20 protein-coding genes and 3 pseudogenes are annotated in these 22197 nt (G+C 70.1%); 11 read left to right on the forward strand and 12 right to left on the reverse strand.

Going from position 1 to position 22197, the window contains the following annotated elements; all coding sequences use genetic code 11:
• Window positions 1–24: 24 nt before the first annotated feature.
• The 9 genes from QEG98_RS22340 to QEG98_RS22380 all read right to left on the reverse strand — a co-directional run bounded on the left by QEG98_RS22340 (window position 25) and on the right by QEG98_RS22380 (window position 7805).
• On the reverse strand, window positions 25–1131 hold the full coding sequence (locus QEG98_RS22340) for a sensor histidine kinase (RefSeq protein WP_316562747.1): 1107 nt from the start codon (window positions 1129–1131) through the stop codon (window positions 25–27).
• Entirely contained in the window at window positions 1128–1841 is a 714-nt protein-coding gene (locus tag QEG98_RS22345) for a response regulator (RefSeq protein WP_316562748.1), read from the reverse strand. The genes QEG98_RS22340 and QEG98_RS22345 overlap by 4 nt, the downstream gene beginning before the upstream one ends.
• The gene (locus QEG98_RS22350) at window positions 1816–3006 is read right to left on the reverse strand and encodes a sensor histidine kinase (RefSeq protein ID WP_316562749.1); all 1191 of its coding nucleotides are present in this window, start codon (window positions 3004–3006) and stop codon (window positions 1816–1818) included. The genes QEG98_RS22345 and QEG98_RS22350 overlap by 26 nt, the downstream gene beginning before the upstream one ends.
• Before the next feature lie 469 nt (window positions 3007–3475).
• On the reverse strand, window positions 3476–3871 hold the full coding sequence (locus QEG98_RS22355) for a MerC domain-containing protein (protein ID WP_316562750.1): 396 nt from the start codon (window positions 3869–3871) through the stop codon (window positions 3476–3478).
• A 357-nt stretch (window positions 3872–4228) separates the two neighbouring features.
• Window positions 4229–4972 carry a DUF3526 domain-containing protein gene (locus QEG98_RS22360; protein WP_316562751.1) on the reverse strand — a complete coding sequence of 248 codons (744 nt, stop codon included), beginning with the start codon at window positions 4970–4972 and terminating at the stop codon, window positions 4229–4231.
• Window positions 4957–5643, reverse strand: a complete 687-nt coding sequence (locus QEG98_RS22365) for an ABC transporter permease subunit (protein WP_316562752.1) — start codon at window positions 5641–5643, stop codon at window positions 4957–4959. Before QEG98_RS22365 ends, QEG98_RS22360 begins: the two co-directional genes overlap by 16 nt.
• 20 nt (window positions 5644–5663) lie before the next feature.
• Window positions 5664–6329 carry a DUF3526 domain-containing protein gene (locus QEG98_RS22370; RefSeq protein WP_316562753.1) on the reverse strand — a complete coding sequence of 222 codons (666 nt, stop codon included), beginning with the start codon at window positions 6327–6329 and terminating at the stop codon, window positions 5664–5666.
• Complete coding sequence (locus QEG98_RS22375; RefSeq protein ID WP_316562754.1) at window positions 6212–7090, reverse strand: ABC transporter permease subunit; 879 nt, start codon at window positions 7088–7090, stop codon at window positions 6212–6214. The genes QEG98_RS22370 and QEG98_RS22375 overlap by 118 nt, the downstream gene beginning before the upstream one ends.
• A 10-nt stretch (window positions 7091–7100) precedes the next feature.
• The gene (locus tag QEG98_RS22380) at window positions 7101–7805 is read right to left on the reverse strand and encodes an ABC transporter ATP-binding protein (RefSeq protein WP_090490675.1); all 705 of its coding nucleotides are present in this window, start codon (window positions 7803–7805) and stop codon (window positions 7101–7103) included.
• 159 nt (window positions 7806–7964) lie between these two features.
• On the opposite strand from QEG98_RS22380, the pseudogene QEG98_RS22385 reads away from it, so the two are divergent.
• Window positions 7965–8294: pseudogene (locus QEG98_RS22385) on the forward strand (succinylglutamate desuccinylase/aspartoacylase family protein); the annotation flags it as partial.
• Window positions 8295–8422: 128 nt separating this feature from the next.
• Here QEG98_RS22385 and QEG98_RS22390 read toward each other — a convergent pair.
• Window positions 8423–9313 carry a LysR family transcriptional regulator gene (locus QEG98_RS22390; protein ID WP_316562755.1) on the reverse strand — a complete coding sequence of 297 codons (891 nt, stop codon included), beginning with the start codon at window positions 9311–9313 and terminating at the stop codon, window positions 8423–8425.
• A gap of 295 nt (window positions 9314–9608) precedes the next feature.
• Complete coding sequence (locus QEG98_RS22395; RefSeq protein ID WP_316562756.1) at window positions 9609–10796, reverse strand: SRPBCC family protein; 1188 nt, start codon at window positions 10794–10796, stop codon at window positions 9609–9611.
• 236 nt (window positions 10797–11032) lie between these two features.
• Here QEG98_RS22395 and QEG98_RS22400 point away from each other — a divergent pair, with 236 nt between their 5' ends.
• Together QEG98_RS22400 and QEG98_RS22405 are read left to right on the forward strand one after the other, a co-directional pair.
• A complete protein-coding gene (locus QEG98_RS22400; RefSeq protein WP_090490679.1) occupies window positions 11033–11254 on the forward strand; it encodes a hypothetical protein in 222 nt (73 codons plus the stop codon).
• A 175-nt stretch (window positions 11255–11429) separates the two neighbouring features.
• Window positions 11430–12110: a phosphoribosyltransferase gene (locus tag QEG98_RS22405; RefSeq protein WP_316562757.1), complete on the forward strand. Its 681-nt coding sequence runs from the start codon at window positions 11430–11432 to the stop codon at window positions 12108–12110.
• A 19-nt stretch (window positions 12111–12129) separates the two neighbouring features.
• On the opposite strand, the gene QEG98_RS22410 is transcribed toward QEG98_RS22405, so the two are convergent.
• A complete protein-coding gene (locus QEG98_RS22410) occupies window positions 12130–13320 on the reverse strand; it encodes a fatty acid desaturase family protein (protein ID WP_316562758.1) in 1191 nt (396 codons plus the stop codon).
• A gap of 194 nt (window positions 13321–13514) precedes the next feature.
• Between QEG98_RS22410 and QEG98_RS22415 the strand changes: the two genes are divergently transcribed.
• The 8 genes and pseudogenes from QEG98_RS22415 (at window position 13515) to QEG98_RS22450 (ending at window position 22147) form a co-directional block, all read left to right on the forward strand.
• Window positions 13515–14609: a PAS domain-containing protein gene (locus QEG98_RS22415; RefSeq protein WP_316562759.1), complete on the forward strand. Its 1095-nt coding sequence runs from the start codon at window positions 13515–13517 to the stop codon at window positions 14607–14609.
• Complete coding sequence (locus QEG98_RS22420; RefSeq protein WP_316567939.1) at window positions 14609–15637, forward strand: two-component system sensor histidine kinase NtrB; 1029 nt, start codon at window positions 14609–14611, stop codon at window positions 15635–15637. Before QEG98_RS22415 ends, QEG98_RS22420 begins: the two co-directional genes overlap by 1 nt.
• 50 nt (window positions 15638–15687) lie before the next feature.
• Window positions 15688–16509 (forward strand): annotated as a pseudogene (locus tag QEG98_RS22425) (sigma-54-dependent transcriptional regulator); the annotation flags it as partial.
• 92 nt (window positions 16510–16601) lie between these two features.
• Window positions 16602–17000, forward strand: a complete 399-nt coding sequence (locus tag QEG98_RS22430; RefSeq protein WP_316567940.1) for a helix-turn-helix domain-containing protein — start codon at window positions 16602–16604, stop codon at window positions 16998–17000.
• 110 nt (window positions 17001–17110) lie between these two features.
• Entirely contained in the window at window positions 17111–17488 is a 378-nt protein-coding gene (locus QEG98_RS22435) for a response regulator (RefSeq protein ID WP_316562760.1), read from the forward strand.
• A gap of 134 nt (window positions 17489–17622) precedes the next feature.
• Window positions 17623–19484, forward strand: a pseudogene (locus QEG98_RS22440) (OmpA family protein).
• On the forward strand, window positions 19484–20650 hold the full coding sequence (locus QEG98_RS22445) for a FecR family protein (RefSeq protein ID WP_316562761.1): 1167 nt from the start codon (window positions 19484–19486) through the stop codon (window positions 20648–20650). Before QEG98_RS22440 ends, QEG98_RS22445 begins: the two are co-directional and overlap by 1 nt.
• Window positions 20651–20722: 72 nt before the next feature.
• Window positions 20723–22147, forward strand: coding sequence for a CHASE2 domain-containing protein (locus tag QEG98_RS22450; protein WP_316562762.1), 1425 nt, complete (start codon window positions 20723–20725; stop codon window positions 22145–22147).
• The last annotated feature ends 50 nt before the right edge of the window (window positions 22148–22197 follow it).

Here is a 22197-nt window from a genome sequence, read left to right on the forward strand (position 1 = left end):
CATCCCGCCCTCCGCTGACGAGCCCTAACCCGCCAGCGGCATCCGGAGGATGAAACGAGCGCCCCCACCGGGCGCCGAGTCCACCTCCAGCGAACCGCCATGCTGCGTGACGATGGCATGGACGATGGACAGCCCCAGCCCTGAGCCCTGAGCCTTCGTGGTGAAGAAGGGTTCGAAGATGCGGTCCCGGACCTCCTGGGGAACACCCGGGCCGCTGTCGTCCACGGTGAGCCACACCCGCCCGCCCTCGTGACCCGCGGACACCGTCACGGTGCCTCCCGCTGGCGTGGCCTCCAGCGCGTTGAGGCACAGGTTGATGAGCACCTGACGCAGCCGCTCCTCCTCGCCTGCCACCGACGGCACCGGCGACTCGCGTGGCGAGACTTCCAGCGACACCTTGCGGGACGCGGCCTGTCCGCTCAGCAGGTCCACCACCCGCCGCAGCAGCTCGTTCACATCCACGGAGGCGGGACGGAACTCGCGAGGCCGCGCGAACTGGAGGAAGTCCTCCAGGATGTGGTCCAGGCGGCGAATCTCATCGCGCACCAACAGCAGCGGCTCCAGCAAGGGCGCCTGCTGCCCATCCGGAAGACGCCGTAGACGCCGCTCGAGGACGGAGAGCTGGAGCGCCGCCGCGTTCAGCGGGTTGCGGATTTCGTGGGACAGGCCCGCCGTCATCGTCCCCACCGCCGCCAGCTTCTCCGTCACCTGGGCGCGCCGTGCCAGCTCGCGCTTCTCCGCGTGCAGGCGCACCTGCCGCATCGCCTGCTCCAGCGTCAGCAGCAGCTCCTGCGGCGCGCAAGGCTTCATCAGGTACGCACACGCGCCCGCCCGAACCGCGGCCACCGCCGTCTCCAACGTGGCGAAGCCCGTGAGCAGCACCACCTCCGAGTCCGGCGACGCGGCCTTCAGCTCGGCGGCCAGCGCCGTCCCATCTCCGTCTGGCAGGCGCAGATCCACCAGCGCCACGTCGAAGCCCTCCCGGACCCGCTCGCGCGCCGCCTTGCAACTGGACGCGCCGCGGACGGCGTAGCCCGCGTCCCCGAGCAACTCCTCCAAGTTGTCCAGGAAGGCCGCGTTGTCATCCACCACCAGGACGGACGGACGGGACGGAGAGGTGGGCTCGCTCATGAGGCGTGGGTGGGGCGTGCCGCGTGCGCCGTTTCCAGCACCTCCATCAGCACGCCTGGGTCGAAGGGTTTGGAGAAGACGCCCGTGGTCCCGTCAAGCGGGGCCGCGTCGGGATAGGCCGTCATGACGAACGTGGGCAAGTGCGGATAGCGCGCGCGCAGCCGTCGCAGGGCCTCACCATCCGGCCCCCCGGGGACGCGCAGGTCCACCAGCGCGGCGAAGGGCTGCACGCAGAGGATTCGGTCCGCGTCCAGCACCGAGGCCGCCGTCACACAGGAGAAGCCGCGCCCGCGCAGCAGCTCGGCGATGTTGTCGCTCAGCGCCGGGTCGTCCTCCACCAGCACCACCAGCCCATCCCGGCGAGCACCGGACAGCAGCTCCACCAACGTGGGGATGGGCACGGGCTTGGGCAGCACCGCGAGCAGACCTTCGCGCCGGGCCGTCTCCAAGTCATTCTGGCGTGGGTGCGCGGTGATGACCACCGCGGCCAGGCCCGGATCCACGCGGCGGAGGTGGTGCACGGCATCCGCGCCACTCATGCCGGGCATGCGCATGTCGGTCAGCAGGACGTCGAAGCGCGTGGTGCGCGCCAACCGCACGGCCTCGTCACCGCTCGTGACGACAGTGGCCGCGTCCCCGCCGTCGCGCAGAATCTCCGCGAGGTTCTCCGCGAACGCCAGGTTGTCATCCAGCAGGAGGTACTGGCGCATGCGTCTCCTCCGAAGCGACGAGGGAAAGCCGAATCACGAAGCGCGCACCCGCTCCGGGACGGGGGACATACGCGATGCTCCCTCCATGCCGCTCCACGATGCGCTTGACCAGCGCGAGCCCGAGCCCGATGCCGCGCGCCTTCGTCGTCATCAGCGGCTCGAAGAGGCGGCGGCGGATGACGTCGCTGACACCCGGCCCGGAATCCTCCAGCACCAGCTCCACCATCCCCGGCTCGGGCGTGGCGGCGGACAGTGACACCGTCCCGCCCGTCTCCTCCAGGGCCTGGACGGCGTTGTCGAGCAGGTTCACGAACACCTGGCGCAGCTGCCCCGCGTCTCCTTGAACCGCGGGCAATGAGGTCAGTCCCTCCGCGCTCACGACGACAGTGTCGGGCCGCTGCACGGCCTTGAGCGCTTCCTGCCAGACCTCGTCCAACCAGACCTCCTGCCGGTGCAGGGGCCGGTCCCGAATCATGTCCAGCAGGTCGGAGACGATGCGGTTGGCGATGCCCACCTGGTCGCCAATGCGGTCCAGGTGCTTCATCGTGCGCTCGTCCACGGCCCCCGGGCGCCCCCGGAGGATGTAGAGCGACGTCTCGATGACGCCCAGCGGATTGCGCAGCTCGTGGCCGATGGAACCCACCAGTTGGCCAAAGGTGGACAGCCGCTCGCTGCGCGCCTGCTGCGCCAGCAGATCTTCCCGGTACGTGTGGAGCATGATGGCCAGCTCCAGGTCGAGCATCTTCCCCACCGCGGAGCGGGCCGCGCGGAGCGCCGCGGGCTGCTCCAGGTAGGTGGCGTCGATGTGGCTGTTGAACTCCTGCCGCAGGATGTTCATCGCGCCGAACATGTAGTGCTGCGGCAGGGCGATGCGCACGTGCATGCGGCCAATGCGGCAGCGCAGCGCGTAGTAGGCCTCGTCCCAAGGGCCGCGGAGGAGCTGGTCCATCCACACCTGCAGGGCGCCGCGCAGGTGGCCCACCTGGCTCTCGCCCCCTTCGAGCGCCTGCCGAGCCCCTTCATGCTCCAGGATGCGGTCGTAGAAGACGCGAGCGAAGCGCGCGAAGTGGGGCTTCGCGGTGGCGTGCAAGGTCACGAGAGCCTGCTCGTCCGCCGAGCTGAACCCCACGTACCGCTTCAATTCCTCGAACAAGGTTTCCGCCATGAGTCCTGGGGTAAGAGCCTATCCGCGCTGAACGCCTGAGCGCAGGAACTTCCTCCCCCGCTTCGCGCTGGCTCGGCGCGCCGCCCAGGGGCCACGCCCCCCGAGTCCAAGGACTCCGCCGGGGACATGACATGGACCGCCGGTGGCGCACCGCGAATGGCCATGAAGTCTCCTGGAGCCAGGTCATTCCGGCCCGGCGAGAGCGCTTCAGCAAGGCCCAGGCCAGCGACTGAGCACGGAGGAAGCCCCGAGGACACGCGCAAGATGTGCGCACGTCCGACATCGAGACCCGCTGTGCGCAAGGTTTGCGCGCGTGGGCTCGAGGAAAATCCCAACAACCGAGAACGCTTGTCCGCGCCGCTCCGTTCGGCGGGGTTGAGACAGGCAACACACTTCCGGAGCGAGACGCCCTGCTCGCGTTCCTCCAGACGCTCTGAATCCCGCTCCGGAGTCCCGCCGTCCCGCCTGCTCAGGGCTGGACGGCGGGACGCTCGCATGCGGAACCTCGGGTGAAGATCCGGCGCCAGACACGGCGCTCCCACAGGCCCCCCGCGAGCAACACCGCCACCCCGCTCCAGGTCAGCACCGGGTCCTCTTCCAGCGCATGCCCCAGCACCAGGAGCGCGCACCCCGCGGCCGTCACCAGCAGTGGGCCCACCCGCCGCAGACGCCGCGACCGCCAGCCACTCACGGCCAATGACACGGTGACGGCTACGGCGAGCAACACCTGGTGCGCGGACTCCGTCAGCGACAGTCCCACGCCCAGGAACGACAGTACCTGTGCATAGGTCGCCAGGCAGGTGGGGCATACCGCGCACGCCAGCAACGGCACCAGCATCGACCAGCGGCCTCCCGGCACCTTCATGGGCTCGTTCGGGTCGGTGGCGGCTTGAGCCCGGTGATGGGCGCAGTCGCAGGCTGCATCAGGAACGGAGGAAGAGGAGGAGCGCATCACAGTCATTCCAGGGGGAAGCCGGCCCCGGCGAATTCCGGAGCCGCGTTGTTCGACAATCCAGAGATGCACGTGCCCGTGCGCGGCGTGACGAGACGCGCGCCCACACACGGGAGATACGAGCCAGCCACGTCACACAGGCGCTACGAGCGCCGCTCCGCGCTGAAGCTCGCGCACCGCGCATGCCAGCACCGTTGAGGCACAGCGCAACGGCCCGCGAGGATTCCTCCTCGCGGGCCGCGAACCGCGACGACGACGACGGCCACACGCTCAAGCGATGCGGGGCCGTCCCAACCATGCCAGGCCCAGCCCCAACGCCAGCAGCGTCGGCAGTACGAGCGCGAGGAGCCCCAGCGCCACCTGGGGCACGATGTCGGTGCCAGGCTGCTCGACATAGGCGAATCGAGGCAGCCGCGCGTGCTCCGCGGCCCCCAAGGTGGCTCCCGAGAAGACGCGAGGAAGCAGTGCCTCACGCCACGTGGTGTGGAAGTGGTCGACCTGGCGCAAGAAGTGCTCGTGCCGTGAGCCTCCCGTGCCCGCCACGTCCTGGAGCGCCTGCTGGAAAGCCAGCGCGGGAGACAGGAAGCGCAGCACCCCCAACGCATCCTGCTGCCGCTCCAACTGCGACTGGAAGGCCGCCACCACGGGCGCGGTCGCCCGGGCCGCCTCGTCCTGCACGGCCAGCGCCGTGGGCCAGTACCCCTCCGCCTTGGCCCCCTTGGGTGCCAGCTCCGGATGGTCCTCGAAGTAGGCGGACAGCACCTCGCTGCCGCGCTTCTGCGCCTCCAGCGACGCCTCGCGCGTGGCCCCAACCAGCGCCACGCGGGACGGCACCGGATACAGGCCACTCACGCCCAACTGCGCCACCGCGGGCACCACGACCACCAACACCAGCCACGCCCCCACGAGCACCAGCGCATTGGTGGCGGAGCTCAAGGCCCGCGCATTCACAGCCAGCGCCAGCGCGAACCAGAAGGCACCGTACCCGACCACCAACGTCAGCCAGCCCGCCAACCGCCCCAGCCCCCTGCCCCGCCCGTCAGCGCGTAGCCTGCGACGCCCGCCAGCACGCACAGGCCCAGCAGGACACCCGCGCGGACCGCGAGCCTTCGCAGCGCCCAGCCGCGAAGGCCCGTGGCCTGCACGAGCACCAGCCGAAGCGTTCCGTCCTCGCGTTCGCGCGACACCAGGTCAAAGGAGAACGCGAGCGCGAACAGGGGAAGCAGGTAGAGCAGCACGAACGACAGGTCCAACGTTCCTGTCGCCAGGTGCACCGGGTGCTCCAGCGTGTCACGCGCGAAGTCCGTGAGGCGCCCCTGGAGCGACACCTGATAGGCGGACGGCAACAGGTCCATCTGCCCCACGGTGAATGCGCCCAGCGGCCCCGGAGGGAGCAGGGCTTCGGGCTGGACGAGCGTGTTGCCCACTGGCACCGGCATCGCCGGGCTCTTCCAGGGCGGCAGCTCCGGCCCTCGCCCCTGGCGCAAGGCTTCCGCCTGCTCCGCCAGACGGGCCCGCCGCTCCGTCTCCTGGGTGACGAGGCGCTGCTGGTAGGTCCGCAGGTCCCGGGTGAAACGCCAACCGTTGTAGAGGCCCAACGCCATCAAGCCGAGCAGAAGCGCGGCGGAGAAGGCGAGCATCCGGTCCTTCCGGAGCAGGAACCACTCGTGTCGAAGCAATGACATGTTCATGGTCTCGTCGTGCCTCAGACGGCGCTCAGGCGTTCGCAAGCGCGCAGCGCGAAGAGGGTGGTCCACGCCAGCCAGAGGCCCAGCAGGAGAAGCTCCGGCACCTGCGCGCCCAGCGCATCCGAGAGCCGCTCCTCGTCCACGCTCAGCTCCGGCACCTCACGCCACAGCGACGCGTCCGCCTTGTAGTTCACGTCGCCGTATTTCGAGCGGAACGTGATGGCGTCATTCATCTGCTTCACCAGCCCCTGCCGGTACTGTTCCGCCTGCTTCGTGAAGCGAAGGTGCGCGGACATGTCCGTCCGTGCGAGCGACGCCGACAGGTGCCGCAGCGCCAGCATGGGCGACAGCGGCGCGAAGAAGCGGTGCAGTCGCTCCTGTTCACCGTAGCGGGTCTCCAACTCGCCGAAGCGCTGCGCTCCCACGCGGTTGCTGTACTCCTCCCCTGCCTGGAGCGCGATGCCCCGGAAGTTGACGGGGAGCGCCTCCAGGGACGCCGCGCCGTAGCGCGCCAGCGTCTCGCGCTCGAGCGCAGCCTGTCGCTGGTCCGCCGGATCATGACCGCTCAGGCCCTTCTCGTAGTCCTCCGCCAGCTGCCGCGCGAAGTCCTGCGCCGTGGGCACCGGCACCCACGCCCGGGCCGCGTCCACCGCGAGCCGGGGCACCAGCAGCGCGTTGACCATCCACGCGCCCAACAGCACCACCAAGGCCCCCGGGAGGTCCGCGCCCGCGCGCTGACCGCCAGCCCCAGGAACACGAAGCCCGACAGGTACAGCCCATACCCCAGTGCCAGCCCCGACAGACGCCCCAGCAGCTCGCCCGGCGAGACGCCCGCTCCGCCGCCCAGGCCCACCACCAACACCACGGCAACCACGAAGAGGGGCACCAGCAGCGCCGCGAGCGCCAGCCCTACACCCAGGGCCTTGCCCAGCACGAGCTGATGCCGACGCACGCCGGAGCTCAACAGCAAGCGCAGCGTTCCCTGCTCCCGCTCGGTGGTGAACGCGGAGTAGGTCAGCAGGATGATCAGCAGAGGCAGCAGGAGCTGGAGGACCCCGGCCCCCGTGAGCTCTCCGAAGCGCGCCGCCGCCGTGGCGTCCGCCGCGGGCCGGTACTGGGTGGCATTCCGTTTGTGCGCCTCCAGGTAGACGGCGACGCCCAGATACGGTTCCACGCCGCGGTCAAATGTGGCCAGGACGGACTCCGGCTTGAACGCCCAGACACCGTAGTGCGCGGCCGAATGCGGGTTCTTCTCTCCCTGCTCCAACCAATGCTGGCGCGTCAGGCGAGCACCCGCTTCGCGCTCGGCCCGGGAGTCCCGGACATGGAGCGCGCCGACCGCGATGCCTACGGTGGCCAGCAAGAACACCAGGGCTCCCGCGCCCAGGAAGCGCCCGTCGCGAGACAGCTCCATCCACTCTTTTCGGGCGATGGCTCGAATCATTCGTCGGTCCTCAGCCACGCATGTGCGCCAGGTAGAGCTGCTCCAGCTCCGCGTGCCCCAGGTCCCGCGTGGCGCGCGTCTCCACCAGCCGGCCCGACTTCATGATGCCCACCCGCGTGCCAGACTCCTTCGCGCGGAACAGGTCATGCGTCGCCATGAGCACCGCCATGCCTTCACCACTCAGGCGAAGGAGCAGCTCGGAGAGCTCGTTGGACGCCAGCGGGTCCAACCCCGACGTGGGCTCATCCAACAGCAAGGCCCGCGCGCCTTTCGCCAGCGCGATGGCGATGCCGACCTTCTGCCGCATGCCCTTCGAATAGCGGCCAACGGGGACGTCCATCGCCCCCGGTTGCAGCCCCGCGCGCGCCAACCACCCGCTGGACTCCTGGGTGGACAGCGCCTGCCGGCCCGCCAGGGTGTTGAAGTAGGCCAGGTTCTCCCGGCCCGTCAGCCGAGGGTAGAGCATCACCAGCTCGGGCACGTACGCCAGGAGCCCGCGCACGTGGGCCTCGTGTTGCTGAACCTCCAACCCGGCGACGCGTGCCTCGCCTTGCGTGGGGGTGATGAAGCCCAGGAAGAGGTTCAGCGTGGTGGTCTTCCCCGCCCCGTTCGCCCCCAGCAGACAGAACACCTCACCCGCCCCGATGGACAGGTCCAGGCACTCCAGGGCCAGGTGCTCGCCATAACGTTTGGACAGCTTCTTCGCTTCAAGCATGGGCAATCCCCATAACGAACACTTGAATGCAAAAGCAACTTGATTGCACTAACATTCTCACCCTGGCAGCATTTCTGGCACTACCTCCCCATTCCAGGTGGCACTGAAGACGTGCCGCCGTTGCCAGTCACGGTGATACGGGGCGCGAAGCCGGGGCCCGTGGTCGCGCTGATGGCGGGAATCCACGGCGCGGAGTACGTGCCCATCCTCACGCTCCAGCGAATCGCCGCGAAGCTCCAACCCGAGGCGATGCGTGGCACGGTGGTCATCGTCCACATCGCCAACGTGCCGTCCTTCCAGCGGCGCACCGTGTATTACGGCCCGGATGACTGGAAGAACCTCAACCGTGTCTTACCTGGCAACGCCTCTGGCACGCCCACGGAGCGCATCGCGCATGTGCTCACCCACGAGATATTCGACCGGGTCGACGCGGTGGTGGACGTCCACTGCGGTGATGGAAACGAGGCGCTTTCACCCTACGTCGCGTTCATCGCCAACGCGCCAGACCCGAACGTGACCGCGCGCTCGCGCGCCATGGCGATGGCCGCGCTGGGTGCTCGCAAGACCGGGGAGCGCTCCGCAGTAGAACACCGGGCGCCCATGACACGGGTGTGCCGTCATTCTCCCCCACCGAGCAGGTACTCCAGCAACGCACGAACAGGAGATGACAGGCCGTCCCAGTCCTGGAAACAGGCACAGAGCCGGCGCTGGGCCCAGGCCTCCGAAAGGGGCACCTTCCGATAGGTGCCCTCCCGCTGGTGCCGATTGGCAACGCGCTCCGGGACGATGCCCAGGCCCACGCCGTGAGACACCATCTCGCACAGCCCCCGGAAGCCCTTCATCCGGACGCGGAAGGACACCTCGAAGCCCGCGCGACGTGCGTGCCCGTCAATGTGCTCCTGCAAGGCGCTCTCGGCCGCCAGACCGACGAAGGGCTCCCGATACACATCACGGAGCGCGAGGCTCTTGGATACAGCCAGCGGGTGCCCGGCGGGGATGATGAGCACCAGGGGGGCGGGCTCCAACGGGCGGACTTGAAGCGTGCCCGTCTCCACGGCGTCCGAAATCAGTCCGGCCTCCGCCAGGCCTGCCTCGACCGCCTTGACGATATCCGCGCTGGTTCGCTCTCTCAGGTCGATGTTCAGCCTCGGGTGCCTGGCAAGCCATGGCGCCAGCTTCTCGGGCAGGTACTCAGTCAGCGCCGCGGTGTTGGCATAGAGGCGAATGGTGCCGCGCCGGCCTGAAACAAACGCATTCAATTCATCCTTCAACAACTCCTGTTGATGCAGGATCAACCGGGCGTGGTGCACGAGTGCATCACCGGCCTCGGTCGTCACCACGCCCCGGGGCCGCCTCTCGAGCAGCTTGACGCCCACCGCATCCTCGATGCTGCGCAGACGCTCGCTCGCGGATGCCAGCGTCAGGTTCGCGCGTTGGGCACCTTGCGTGATGCTCCCCGCATCCACGATGCAGAGGAACAAGCGAAGATCCGCGAGGTCGAGCCGCATCGCGCCCCCTGCGCACGCTGCCTCCGGTGCGTCCGAAGGGAGCCACGCGACATTCCGCATTGTGCCAGAGCACGCCGGGGGGTCCAGTCAGCGCATGTCGCGCGCCTGCAGCGCGCCCACTGGAATCGCCAAGCGGCCGGACAGCTGGAACGTGGCATATGAAGGCTCGCAGCGGGGCTTCAGGTGTCTTGGCCCGCTGAATGGGCGCCTCGAACAGCGCCTCCTGACGAGCCCCAGTCGGGAAACGAAGCCCCAGCGACTCAGCGATGGATTGAAGCGCCGGGGCCGGCATCGCCTAGTGAGTGAGGGGGCCCCGGGGCGCCATACGCCGGGGCGCGACCTGCTCGCGCGTCACCGTCTCACGGCCGGTGGCCCTCCCCCGCTCCAGCAGCGACTTGAAGCGCAGCAGGTCGTCATCCATCTGCTTCTTCGGGTCCGCGCCCAGCAGCTTCGCGAAGGCATGGCCAATGGCCCCCGCTGGCGGGTTGTAGGACAGCCGGATGTCCACCCGAGTTCCGCCACGCGGCGTGGACTCGAAGTGGATGACGCCCAGGTTCTCCACCGCCGTGCCCTCCACGCTCTTCCAGGCCAGCACCTTGTTGGGCACGAACTTCGTGACGACGGCATCCCATTCGAAGTGCAGCCCAGCGGGCCCGCGCACCTTCCAGTGCGAGCGGCCCTCGACGCCCGGAATCACTTCATCCACGTGTGTCATGAACCGCGGGAAGTTCTGCATCTCTCTCCAGAAGGCGAACACCTCCTCCACCGGCGCGTTCACGTTGATGTCCTTGTGAAGGGTGATGGCCCGCCGTCCCGCGCCCATCCCCGTGAGCCGTCGCAGCCCCAGGTTCGTGAAGGCCCGCGTGCCCAGCATCACGCCGCCCAGGGCCGCCAGGGTTCCCGTCACTCCCCGGCGCCCCAGTCCCCAGGCCGTCAGCGTCAGGCCGCCCAGCGCCCCGAAGAGTCGTTCGGACGGCGACCAGTGCTCCTGAAAGAAGGGCCTCGACTCACCCGAGCGCATGCTGCCTCCTTGCAGCGCCGGGTGCGCTGAGCCCTCCGCATACGGAACAAGCTGGTTGTCCAGCCCATGCACCCCCTGCACCTTGCCGATGCGGGGCAGCACGCGCCGGAGTTCCTCGCGAAGAATGGGGCCTTCCAATCGAACCACGCCATCCCGAGCCATCACGCGAATCGCTCCGGGATGTGAGCACACCCGGCCCAGGGCCGAGCGCACCCGTTCCTCCAGGACAAGGTCCTCCACCGGTTCCCGGTGCAGCTTGCGCATCGATTCGAAAAAGACACCGCGCGAGCGCTGCGAGAGGTCCCGAGCGACGACGCCCACCGCGCCTCCCGCCTCATGCGCCGCGTGGACGGCCTTCCCCTGCAGATGGGACCTGCGCCAGCGGCCACTGCGTGGGTCCGTCCAGTACATCAGCCCCAGGCCCAGCCCCGCGCCACCGATTCCCCATAGGGCAGCTTTCATCGTCCGCCTCCTTCTGGCTCGTGTCCTTCGCTCCACGGAACGTGACGGCGGCGATGGCGCGGTGCAGCAGACGGGAAGGGGCTGCCTCGCTCGCGTCCGCGGGGGATGGCTGACCACCAACCGGACGGCCTGGGGCCCGGAGGTCCTCGCGTTGACTGGGCAACGAGGACGGTGCCCGCAGGCTCGGGCGTGCCCACTGTCTTTCGTGCTGGTCAACCCGAGAGGAGCAACACGGCATGCCCGAGGTACCGACGACACCTGACTCGCCCGTGAAGGACCCCGACCCCGACAAGAAGCCCGGGCGTGAGCCTCCCGGGCCACAGGCGCCGCCGAAGAAGGACCCGCCTACGCGACAACCGCCGGAAATCGAGCCGCCGCAGCCGCCCGAAATCAAGCCACCCGGCATTCATGACCCGCCGGTGCCCCATCAGCCTGGGCGGCCAGAAATCATCGCGTGAGCAACACCGGGAGCGCGGCGGACGAGCACGCCCCCTCCGCGGTGGGAAGACGGGAGCCCAGGCGAGCGACGGGTGCCAGCGCGAACGCCCGTCCCGTTCCACGAGGCCACCGGCGTGGCCACCTTTTCCCTGACGAGCGCCCGCTCCATTCCAGGAAGCGGCGAGGAGTCGCGGTATGCGAGAGCCCGAATTCCAGGACCGCTATGAGGGAGGCCGCGTGCTCGCCGACCACCTGCGACGCCATGCGCGGCAACCCGGCCCCCTGGTGCTGGCGCTGCCACGGGGCGGCGTGCCCGTGGGCGCCGAAGTCGCGCGGAAGCTCGGAGTGCCGCTCGATGTCTTCCTGGTCCGAAAGCTGGGCACGCCCGGCCACGAGGAGCTGGCCATGGGCGCCATCGCCTCCGGGGGCGTGCGGGTGCTCAACCGCGAGGTCGTGGACGAGCTGAACATCGGCCGCGAACAGATTGAAGCCGCGGCGCGCAGCGAGGCCGTGGAGCTCCAGCGGCGTGAAGAGCGCTACCGGGAGGGCCGGCCGCTCCCCGACGTGCGTGGGCGCACCGTCATCCTGGTGGACGACGGGCTGGCCACGGGAACGACGATGCGGGCGGCCGTGGCGGCGCTGCGGCTCCTGGAGCCCGCGGCCATCATCGTGGCCGTGCCCGTGGCCGCCGCCGAGTCCTGCGAAAGCCTGGCTCAGGTCGCGGACGAGGTCGTCTGCGTCCGCATGCCCGAACCCTTCTACTCCGTGGGCCTGTGGTACCGCGACTTCGCGCAGACGGAGGACGACGAGGTGCGCGCCCTGCTCGCCGAGGCAACCCGGGAAGGGGCTGCCAGCGAAACACAGCCCTCCGCCTGAGCCCGGCGCCTCGCGGACCTCAGCCGCGCGGAGCCGGCCCCCATGCGCGCATGGACGTCCGCCCCACCATGATGTCCACCAACCGCTTCGCGCGGCGGAAGACGCCCTCCTGCACGTAGGGCACGCCGTGCTTCTCGCACAGCGCCTTCACCTTGGGCTGCGCCTGCCGGTAGCGCGTCATGGGCAGGCTGGGCCAGAGATGGTGCTCGATCTGGTAGTTCAGCCAGCCGTGGAGGAAGTCCACCACGTCGTTGCCGGTGGCGTAGTTCACCGAGCCCACCACCTGCCGCACGGAGAACTCCGCGCCGCTGCGCGCCCGGCCCTCGAAGCGGTAGAGGTCGTCCCCCGCGTGGTTGGGCGCGATCAGCACGAAGCTCTGGATGTTGGTGAGCACTTCCGCGAAGACGCTGTTGGCGAAGACGCTGAGGACGGCCCACGCGCCCAGTGGCGCGAAGAGCGCGGGCAGCAGCACGAAGCGCAGGCCCGCGTAGGGCAGCAGACACGTCCACCAGAAGGCACGGCCTTCGACGGTGAACGGGTTGAAGGCGGTGATGAGGGGCAGCGTGCCTGATTCGTCCGCGCCTCCCGCGCGCTTGCGTTCGAAGCGCCGCCACTCCAGGAACGTGTTGGGCGCGTAGTACGTCACCTTCCACGTGCAGGCGAAGAACGCGACCAGCGCGTACTTGGCCAGCATGGGCATGCGCGACTGGCGCAGCCACTCCGTGTTCATCTCCACCAGATCCGGGTCCGCCGTCTCCCCCGTGTGTCCGTGGTGCAGCACGTTGTGCTCATGCCGCCACGCCTGGGGATGAATCCAATCCGGCCAGTCCAGGAAGCGGCGCCACCCGGTGGCGAAGCGCTTGCCCGTGTAGTGCGCCGGCACGCCCGGCACCTTGTCGTAGCCCCGGTGCGTGATGTGATGGGCCATCATCGTCCAGCGCGCCGTGTTGCCTTGCGCGATGAGCAGCGCCGACACGGGATTGGGCATCAGCCACGCCGTCGCGTAGCCCAGCACGGAACAGGCCCGGCCCCAGCGTTCAATCTTTCGCGCGTGTGCCAGGTCCGCCTCGCCGAGCGATGACTCCAGCTCCTGCTTGAGCGCCTGAAGGTCCTGGGCGAAGGCTTCCGGCGTGGCGAGTACGTGGGGGTGGGAGGTGGGAAGGGATGTCCGCGGCACTTCGTCGACGAGCAGGGGGACTGCCAGGGTCATGATGGAATCGGCATCTCGGTGAGAGCATCCAGGTCGGCGGCCACCAATCTAGCCCCAGGCCCCAATATTCCGAATGTAGACATCCATGGGCCCGTTCCCTCGTCCGCGACGCCATCAGGGCGGCACGCCAATGCCCGACGAGCCACCGTCCGACCGGGGATTGCGGTTAAGCTCCCGCGCTCGCCGCCCACCGCATGCACGAGTTTCCTTCCCGTCGACAGTTGCTGCTGGCCGTCCTCGTGGCCACGACTCTCTCCGCGGCCGTCGAGGGAGTCTGGAGCTACTCCGGGGCGGTGAGCCCCCCTGCCCGCGTCCTCCTCACCGCCGCCGTGGGGCTGCTCATCAGCGGCACCCTGGCGCTGTTGCTCCTGCGGACCCGGGAGCGCGCGCACCGCGCACGGGACGCTGCCCTGCGCAGCGCGGATGACGCCAGCGCGCTTCGCGCAGCCGTCATGGACGTGACGCCCGTGGGCTTCGCCTTCTTCGACCGCGAGCTGCGTTACGTCCACATCAACACGGCCCTGGCGGCGATGCATGGCCTGCCCGCGGAGCGGCATCTGGGCCGGCACGTCACCGAGGTGATGCCCGACCTGGGCAAGCGCATCGCTCCGCGCCTCCAACTGGCGCTCAGCACGGGGGCCTCCATCCAGGACACCCTGCTCCAGGTGGAGACGCCCGCCGCTCCGGGCGAGAGCCGCTTCTGGTTCGGCAGCTACCTGCGCGTGTGCGGCGCGAACGGCGAGGTGCTGGGTGTCATCGCCGCGATGTCCGAGCTCACCGAGCGCATGCGCGCGGAGAAGAGCCTCCAGGAGCACGAGGGCCGGCTGGACGTGTTGACGCGCTCGCTGCCGGACTACCTGTGGGGCGGCAAGCTGCGCGGCGGGAGGCTGCGCGAGTTCTACTGCACGCCCGTCATCGAGCGCACCACCGGCTATGCCGCCTCCGCGTTCGTCCAGCCCGCGCCGGATGGCGGACCGCCCCCGCTGTGGGCGGAGATGATCCACCCCGAGGACCGCGCCCGCTACCGGGCCGGCATCGAGGGCCGGCCCCCGGCGCCGAGGCGGAGCTGGAGCACCGGATCATCTGCGCCGACGGCCGCGTGCGGTGGGTGCGCAGCCGCGCCGCCGCTTCCGCGTTGGATGCGCAGGCGGAGCTGCATGTCGGCTGCGTCGTCACCGACATCACCGACCGGCGGCTCGCGGATGACCTGCGCCAGCGCCTGCATGACAGCTTCCGCCGCTCCGCCCAGGAATGGCGCCGCACCTTCGACGCGGTGGCCTCGCCGCTGATGGTGTTGGGGTCGGATGGCACCGTCCAGCGCCTCAACGCCGCCGCCATCGCGCTCTTTGGAGGCATGGACCCGTCCGGTCAGCCGCTGTTCACCGCGGCCAGTGCCCCACCCTGGTCACACGCACTGCCGTTGGTGGAGGAGCTGCGCCGCACCCGCGCCAGCGCCACGCGCGAGCTGGGCGATCCGGTGTCGCGCCGCACGTGGGAGGTATCCGCCACGTGGGTGGAGGAAGCCGGCGGCGAGGACTCGCGCATCATCCTGGTGGCCACGGAGGTGACACGTCTCCTGGAGCTCCAGGCCAGCCTGCGGCGCAGTGAGACGATGGCCGCCATGGGCGCCATCGTCGCGGGCGTGGCCCACGAGGTCCGCAACCCCCTCTTCTCCATCTCCGCGGTGGTCGACGCGGTGGAGGCGACCTTCGGCGCGCGCGCGGAGCTCAAGCCCTACGTCGACGTGCTGCGCGGTGAGGTGAAGCGCCTCAACCACCTCACGCAAGAGCTCTTCGAGTACGGCCGCCCCACCCGCGGTGAATGGGTGGAAGGCCCCGTGCTCCCGGTGGTGGTGGATGCACTCTCCGCGTGCGCGCTGGCCAGTGAGCGCGCCGGTGTGAATGTGAATCGCGAGTTGGCGGCGGAGCTGCCCCGCGTTCGCATGGATGCCCGGCGTTTGTTTCACGTGTTTCGCAACGTGGTGGAGAACGCGGTGCAGCATTCACCGGCGGGCAGCGCGGTGCGGGTGGCGACGGAAGAAGTGGAAGAGGCGGGCCGGGCCTGGGTGCGGTGCACCGTGCGCGACGGTGGGCCGGGCTTCCGCGCGGAGGACCTGTCCCATGTCTTCGAGCCCTTCTTCAGCAAGCGGCGCGGCGGCACGGGGCTGGGCCTGTCCATCGTCCAACGCATCCTGGAGGAGCATCAGGGTATCATCCGCTTGCGCAATCACCCGGAGGGCGGCGCGGAAGTCACACTGCTGCTTCCTGCTGTTTCTTCGCGTGTATCAACCCAGCGCGTAGACTCCCTGACTTCATGACGCGCACCCGAATCCTTCTCGTGGACGACGAGCCCGGCATCCGACTGGGCATGAGAGGCTTTCTCACCGCCCATGGGTTCGATGTGGACGAGGCCACCAGCCTCGCCGAGGCGCAGGAGGCGTTCCGCACCTCGCGTCCGGACGTGGCCGTGGTGGATTACCGGCTCACGGACGGCACCGCGCTGGAGTTGCTGCCGCGCCTCAAGGACATCGACGCCTCGGTGCCCCTGGTGGTGCTCACCGGCCATGGTTCCATCGAACTGGCCGTCCAGGCCGTGAAGGAAGGCGCCGAGCAGTTCCTCACCAAGCCGGTGGAGCTGGCCGTCCTCAAGGTGGTGTTGGACCGGCTGGTGTCGCAGCGCCGCGAGCGGCAGCGGCTGCTGGCGGAGCGTTCGCGCATCGTCCGTGGGACGGTGAACCCCTTCATGGGTGGCAGCGCCGCCATCCGCGCGCTCCAGGCGCAGGCCGAACGCATCATCGAAAGTGACAGCCCGGTGCTCATCACCGGCGAGACGGGCAGCGGCAAGAGCGTGCTCGCGCGGTGGCTGCATGAAGGCGGCCCGCGCAAGGACGCGCCCTTCGTGGACCTCAACTGCGCGGCGCTCTCCAAGGACTTGCTCGACTCGGAGCTGTTCGGCCACGAGAAGGGCGCCTTCACCGGCGCGGTGGCCGCCAAGCAGGGCCTGCTGGAGGTCGCCGACCGAGGCACCCTCTTCCTGGACGAGATTGGCGACATGGACTCGGCCGTCCAGCCCAAGCTCTTGAAGGTGCTGGAGGAGAAGCGCTTCCGGCGGCTGGGCGACGTGAGGGACCGCCGCGTGGACGTGCGCCTCATCGCGGCCACGCACCAGGACCTGGCCGTGGCCGCCCGGGACAAGCGGTTCCGCAGCGACCTCTACTTCCGCGTCAGCACGCTCATCCTCCATGTCCCCCGCTGCGTGAGCGGACCGAGGACATCGTCGGGATGGCGCACCACTTCCTGGCGGAGCTGGGCGCGGCGCGAGGCCGCGGCGGCGTGGGGCTGCAACCCGACGCGGAGACGGCCCTCACCCGCTACGCCTGGCCTGGCAACATCCGCGAGCTGCGCAACGTGCTGGAGCGCGCGGTGCTGCTGTCCGGCGGCGGGCCCCTGTCCCGGGGAGACTTGCGCTTCGAGGCCACCGCCGGCGAGCCCGCCTCCGATGCCGACGACCACCTCACCCTCGAGGAGTTGGAGCGCCGCCACATCGAGCGCATCCTCCGCCGCGAGCACGGCCACGTGGAGCGCGCCGCCGCGCGGCTCGGCATCCCCCGGTCGTCCCTCTACGAACGGCTGAAGCGCCTGGGCATCAACCGGTCCGGATTCCAGAAACCGGATCCGTAACCTGGACACAGCAAGCAGTCGCGAGCCGGGGCGCGGGAGCAAGCACCGGAATTTACTTGGAACCGAGACAAGCCCGTCTCTGGCCCTGAGCTTGCTTGAGGGCCCGCTCCGTGGCGCAGAACATCCTGATCGTCGACGACGAGTCCTCCCTCTGCTGGGTGTTGGGCCAGTTCTTCTCCGGAGCCGGCTACCGCGTGGACTCGGCCGGTGCGTTGAATGAGGCCCTGGACCTGATGACGACGGGCCGCTACGACCTGGTCATCAGCGACCTGCGCCTGAGCGGAACGCTCTCCGAAGAAGGGCTGATGCTGGCGGACTTCGTGCGCCGCTACACGCCCCAGACGCGGGTGGTGCTGCTGACGGCGTTCGCCACCCAGGAGCTCACCGACCGCGCGCAGGCGCTGGGCGTGGACCTGGTGCTTTCCAAGCCGCAGCCGCTGCCCGCGCTGGCTGAGCACGTCTCACGCCTGCTCGCCGCCGCCGTGTAGTTCGCGCCCCTGCCGCCGCGTGCGCGCCGCCCAGGCTTCGCGCGACGACACGTCATCGAGTTGCATGTCGCCGGGGCGGCTCCGAACAACTGAGACACCGACGGCTCATCGTTTCTTGAGTCAGTCATCCGCCGGTGACAACCTTCACGGCTCCTCGGCGGGGCTCATCCCAGCCTCGACCTTCCATGCGCTTTCCTCACACCACACCGTCCTCACCGCGCAGCTTCCTTCGCCGCGTGACACGGCTCGCCGCCCCGTTGTTGCTGGTGGCTTCGGCCACCGCCAGCGCCCAACCCGCGGCGTCGCAGGCCATCGACGTGCAGCAGTACAAGCCGGCCCCGGGTGCCCATGACGTGCTCGGCATGCATGGCGCGCGCATCGCGCCGCACCTTTCCTGGAACCTGGGCGCGTCGCTCAACTACGCGAATGATCCGCTCAACCTCGTGGACCCGCGAGCGGACCGGTTCCTCTACCGCATCGTCGACAGCCAGCTCACGCTGGACCTGATGGGCGCCATCTCGCTGTTCGACCGGGTGGAGCTTGGCGTCGCGCTGCCCATCTCCCACACGACGTCGGAGCCCGCCGCCGCGGTGGCGCCGGACCTGTCGAACGGCGTGGGGACCACGGGCGTGGGTGCCCTGCGGCTGGTGCCGAAGGTCCGCCTGCTCTCCACCGACAGCGGCATCCACCGGCGGTGACGGCGCCGCTGACGTTGCCCACGGGCGGCGGCTCGAAGTTCCTGGGCTCGGACACGGTGACGTTCCAGCCGCGCTTCGTGGCGGAGTGGGCCACCACCGCCGTCCGTCTGCTGGCCAACGTGGGCTTCAACGTCCGCCGCGAGGAGCAGCTGCGCAACCTCCGCGTGGGCAACGAGTTCGCCTACGCGGTGGGCGCCGAGGTGCCCCTCACGCAGTCCCTCACGGTGCAGGCCACCCTGGCGGGCGCGCTGGGCCTGAAGGAGACGAGCGCCGAGGAGCGGCCCATGGAAGCCCTGGCCGCGCTGAAGTACCACTTCACTCCGGGGTTGGCCGCGCATGTGGGCGCGGGCCCGGGCCTGTCGCGGGGCTATGGCACCCCGTCCTTCCGCGTGCTCGCGGGTGTGGCCTGGACGCCGTTCGAATCCAAGGGCGGCCCCGCCTCCGCCGCGCCGGTCTGCGACCTGGGGCCCGAGGACTTCGACGGATTCCAGGACGACGACAACTGCCTGGACCCGGACGATGACGGTGACGGCATCCCCGACGTCACCGACGTGTGCCCCACCGAGCCGGAGAGCTTCAACGGCTTCCAGGACGAGGACGGCTGCCCGGACGACCCGAACGCCCACCAGCCGCCCACCGAGGCGGGCCAGCCCGCACCGGCCCCGGCGCCCCTGGCGCTGCCACCCGCGCCGGTGGATACCGACAAGGATGGCGTCGTCGACGCGGAGGACCTGTGCCCGACCGAGCCGGAGGACCTGGACGGCTTCGAGGACGAGGACGGTTGCCCCGACCCCGACAACGACCAGGATGGCGTCCCGGACACCGTGGACCCGTGCTCGCTGGAGGCGGAGACCATCAACGGCGTGAAGGATGACGACGGCTGCCCGGACCAGGGCAAGGCGCAGGTGCGCGTGGAGGGCGCGCGCATCGTCATCCTGGACAAGGTGTACTTCGGCACGGGCCAGGACGTGATTCTGGCCAGGTCCCACGGCCTGCTGCGGCAGGTGGCCGCCACGCTCAAGGCGAACCCGCAGCTCCTGATGGTCCGTGTGGAAGGCCACACGGATGACCAGGGCAACGACGCGAAGAACCTGGACCTGTCCCAGCGGCGGGCGAGGAATGTGGTGGCCTTCCTGGTGAAGGAAGGCATCGCGGCGCAGCGGCTGGACGCAGTGGGCTATGGTGAGGCGAAGCCGGTCGACACCAACGAGACGGCCAAGGGGCGCGAGAACAACCGGCGCGTCGAGTTCAACATCATGAAGGTCGCCGAGCCTTCGACGGGAGGAGGCACGCGTTGATGCGGACAGCCCCTTGGATGATGGCGGTGATGCTGGCGGGTCCACCCGCGCTCGCCGCGCAGACGCAGGCGCCGTGCGGCGGGCTGCGCTTCGACAGCGGCCGAATCGTGTTCGGCCGGCCGCTGGCGCCCCAGGGCGCGGAGACGGACGCGTGCCTGGCGCACGTGGCCCAAGCGCTCCTGGCACGCCCCGCCATCCGTTCCGTGACGGTGGCGGCGAAGCTTCCGGACGCGGACCGGCTGGACGGCCGGGGCCTGGCCGCGGCGAAACGGGCCGCGGATGTGCTGGTGGCGGCGGGCGTGCCCCGCACGCGTGTGTCCGCCATGGCGCCGCCGTCCGTGGAGGGCGAGCCCGCGCAGCTCCAGTTCGCCTACGTGGAGCGGCCCGCCCAGCCCGCGGTGGCCCGGCTGCGCGCGGCCAGCGGCGCGGTGGAGGCCGGCGCGACGGAAGCCCAGCTCCTCGCGCGGACGGTGGGTGACTCGCTCTACCCGGGCGAGCTGCTGCGCACTGGCGCGGACGCCCGGGCAGAGCTGGCCCTGGCGGACGGCAGCATGGTGCGCGTGGTGGAGAACAGTCTCATCAGGGTGGGCGCCATCGAGCTGATGGCGAACCTCCAGCGCAAGGTGCAGTTGGACATGCTGCGAGGCACCGTGGAGACGGACGCGGCGCCGGGTGGCGCGGGCTCCATCTTCGAGGTCCGCACGCGCGGCGCGGTGGCCGGAGTGCGGGGCACCCGGTTCCGCGTGTCGGCCCAGGACAACGGCACCAGCCGGCTGGAAACACTGGAAGGCAAGGTGGCCCTCAGCACGGAGCAAGCCCAGGTCGAGGTGTCGGGCGGACATGGCTCGCGCGCGAAGCTGGGCTCGCCACCGGAGCCGCCTCGCCCACTGCTGCCGGCGCCCACGCTGGTGGGCCCTCGAGGAGGCGCGTTCGCCACGGCCCCAAAGATGTCCTGGCGGACGCTGGAGGGCGCCGCGACATACCGCGTGGAGGTGGCCCGCACGGCGGACTTCGCCGCGAGCGTCCAGACGTATGACAGCGCCAGCCCGGAGCTGGCGATTCCCGGGCCCCGTCAGGGCAAGTGGTTCTGGCGGGTGATGGCGGTGGACGGAGACGGCTTCGTGGGCTTCCCCTCGAAGATCTACGCCTTCGACGTCCAGCCCTGAGGCTGTTGCGTTGCGTGCACCCACCCGCGCACGCATGATGGCCGGGCCCTGCCTGCCAGCAGGCCCCCGCCCATGGACTCCAGTCCCGCCGAGCCCCACCGCCGCGACGGTTTCCGTCGGCCCTCGCCCGCCGTATTGCGGGTGCTGGGTGCGTGCGTGGGCATCGCGCTGGCGGGGGTGACGGCGGCCACCGGTGGCGCACCGGGCTTCCTGGAGCGCTCGCTCTACGATCAGGCGGTGAGCCGGCTCCTGCCCGCCGTGCCGCCGAGCGCGGACCTGGTGCTGGTGGAAGTGGATGACCGCGCCCTCGCGACGCTGAGCGAGCGTTGGCCGCTGTCACGCACCACGTGGGCCCGCGCCTTCCATGCGCTCGCCGCCCAGCGCCCCTCCTCGGTGGCGGTGGACGTCGTCTTCGACCAGCCCGGGCCGCGTGATGCGCTGGAGCTGGGTGAGGACATCCTGGAGGCGCTCCGCCGCTCCGGACTGACGGAGCAGCCCGCGGGTGAAGCCTTGGCGGCGGACCTGGAGGCACGGCTCCTCGCGCGCGACGGCGATGCCCGGCTGGCCGAAGCGATTTCGGAAGGGAACGGTGTCGTCCTGGGAGCCGCGGCGCTCACGGACGATGTCCCGGTGATGGCGCCCCTCCAGGATGGCGCCCTGGGAACGCCGCTGGCCCTGCCCGCCCACGCGCTGCGGCTCCAGGCCCGGGAGGTGGCGGGGAGCATCGCGCCCCTGCGCATGGCGGCTCGGGGCAGTGGAACCCTCAACATGCTGGTGGACAGTGACGGCGTCATCCGTCGATATCCTTACGCCGTGGGCGTGAGCGGACAGGCCTGGCCTTCGCTGGCACTGGCCATCGCGCTGCACCTGACGCCCGAACGGGCGGAGCCGCTGCGTGAGCTGGCGACATGGGACCGAGGCGCGCCGTTGATGCGGCTGCCCGCGCCCAACTGGCTGCCCCGGGTGAGTCTGGCGGACCTGCTCCACGCGGACCCGCGCTCGGTGGGCTTGGACCTGGCGCTGCGAGGCAAGACAGTCTTCGTGGGTGTCACCGCCACGGGGCTGCATGGCCAGAGCACCCTGCCCGGCCAGGTGGCGGTGCCCGGCGTGGAGATTCACGCCTTCGCTCTGGACAACCTGCGGTCGGGCCGGCTGATGCGCTCGTCGGGACTGGTGGCGCTGCTGGGCGTTCTGGAGACCGCGGCGGTGCTTGCGGCCTTCGTCTGGCTTTGCCGCCGCGCGCGCACGTCCGGCGCGGTCCTCCGATGGGCGGTGACGCTGGCGGTCCTGCACACGGCGCTGGTGGCGTGGCTGGCGTCGGACCCGGGCTGGGTCATTCCGCTGGTCCCCTCGTGGGTGGGTCTCATGCTGATGCTGCTGGTGGACGCGGCGTCGCGCGCGCAGGAGATGGGCCGGCAGCGAGGCGCCCTCCGCCGGCTCTTCATCCGCTACCCCCAGGCATCCGTGGAGTCGGCGGCGCCGCAGCGAGACGCCTAGCGCGCCCGCGCCGACGCAATGCACCAGGGCTCGCGGATAGCCAAACAAAC

Source organism: Myxococcus sp. MxC21-1, from assembly GCF_032612255.1.
GTDB lineage: Bacteria > Myxococcota > Myxococcia > Myxococcales > Myxococcaceae > Myxococcus > Myxococcus virescens.

Coding starts and splice junctions, on each gene's coding strand:
- QEG98_RS22340 (WP_316562747.1), bottom strand. CDS start 1,131: ATGAGCGAGCCCACCTCTCCGTCCCGTCCGTCCGTCCTGGTGGTGGAT.
- QEG98_RS22345 (WP_316562748.1), bottom strand. CDS start 1,841: ATGCGCCAGTACCTCCTGCTGGATGACAACCTGGCGTTCGCGGAGAAC.
- QEG98_RS22350 (WP_316562749.1), bottom strand. CDS start 3,006: ATGGCGGAAACCTTGTTCGAGGAATTGAAGCGGTACGTGGGGTTCAGC.
- QEG98_RS22355 (WP_316562750.1), bottom strand. CDS start 3,871: ATGAAGGTGCCGGGAGGCCGCTGGTCGATGCTGGTGCCGTTGCTGGCG.
- QEG98_RS22365 (WP_316562752.1), bottom strand. CDS start 5,643: ATGTCATTGCTTCGACACGAGTGGTTCCTGCTCCGGAAGGACCGGATG.
- QEG98_RS22370 (WP_316562753.1), bottom strand. CDS start 6,329: ATGGTCAACGCGCTGCTGGTGCCCCGGCTCGCGGTGGACGCGGCCCGG.
- QEG98_RS22375 (WP_316562754.1), bottom strand. CDS start 7,090: ATGATTCGAGCCATCGCCCGAAAAGAGTGGATGGAGCTGTCTCGCGAC.
- QEG98_RS22380 (WP_090490675.1), bottom strand. CDS start 7,805: ATGCTTGAAGCGAAGAAGCTGTCCAAACGTTATGGCGAGCACCTGGCC.
- QEG98_RS22390 (WP_316562755.1), bottom strand. CDS start 9,313: ATGCGGCTCGACCTCGCGGATCTTCGCTTGTTCCTCTGCATCGTGGAT.
- QEG98_RS22395 (WP_316562756.1), bottom strand. CDS start 10,796: ATGAAAGCTGCCCTATGGGGAATCGGTGGCGCGGGGCTGGGCCTGGGG.
- QEG98_RS22400 (WP_090490679.1), top strand. CDS start 11,033: ATGCCCGAGGTACCGACGACACCTGACTCGCCCGTGAAGGACCCCGAC.
- QEG98_RS22405 (WP_316562757.1), top strand. CDS start 11,430: ATGCGAGAGCCCGAATTCCAGGACCGCTATGAGGGAGGCCGCGTGCTC.
- QEG98_RS22410 (WP_316562758.1), bottom strand. CDS start 13,320: ATGACCCTGGCAGTCCCCCTGCTCGTCGACGAAGTGCCGCGGACATCC.
- QEG98_RS22415 (WP_316562759.1), top strand. CDS start 13,515: ATGCACGAGTTTCCTTCCCGTCGACAGTTGCTGCTGGCCGTCCTCGTG.
- QEG98_RS22420 (WP_316567939.1), top strand. CDS start 14,609: ATGGTGTTGGGGTCGGATGGCACCGTCCAGCGCCTCAACGCCGCCGCC.
- QEG98_RS22430 (WP_316567940.1), top strand. CDS start 16,602: ATGGCGCACCACTTCCTGGCGGAGCTGGGCGCGGCGCGAGGCCGCGGC.
- QEG98_RS22445 (WP_316562761.1), top strand. CDS start 19,484: ATGCGGACAGCCCCTTGGATGATGGCGGTGATGCTGGCGGGTCCACCC.
- QEG98_RS22450 (WP_316562762.1), top strand. CDS start 20,723: ATGGACTCCAGTCCCGCCGAGCCCCACCGCCGCGACGGTTTCCGTCGG.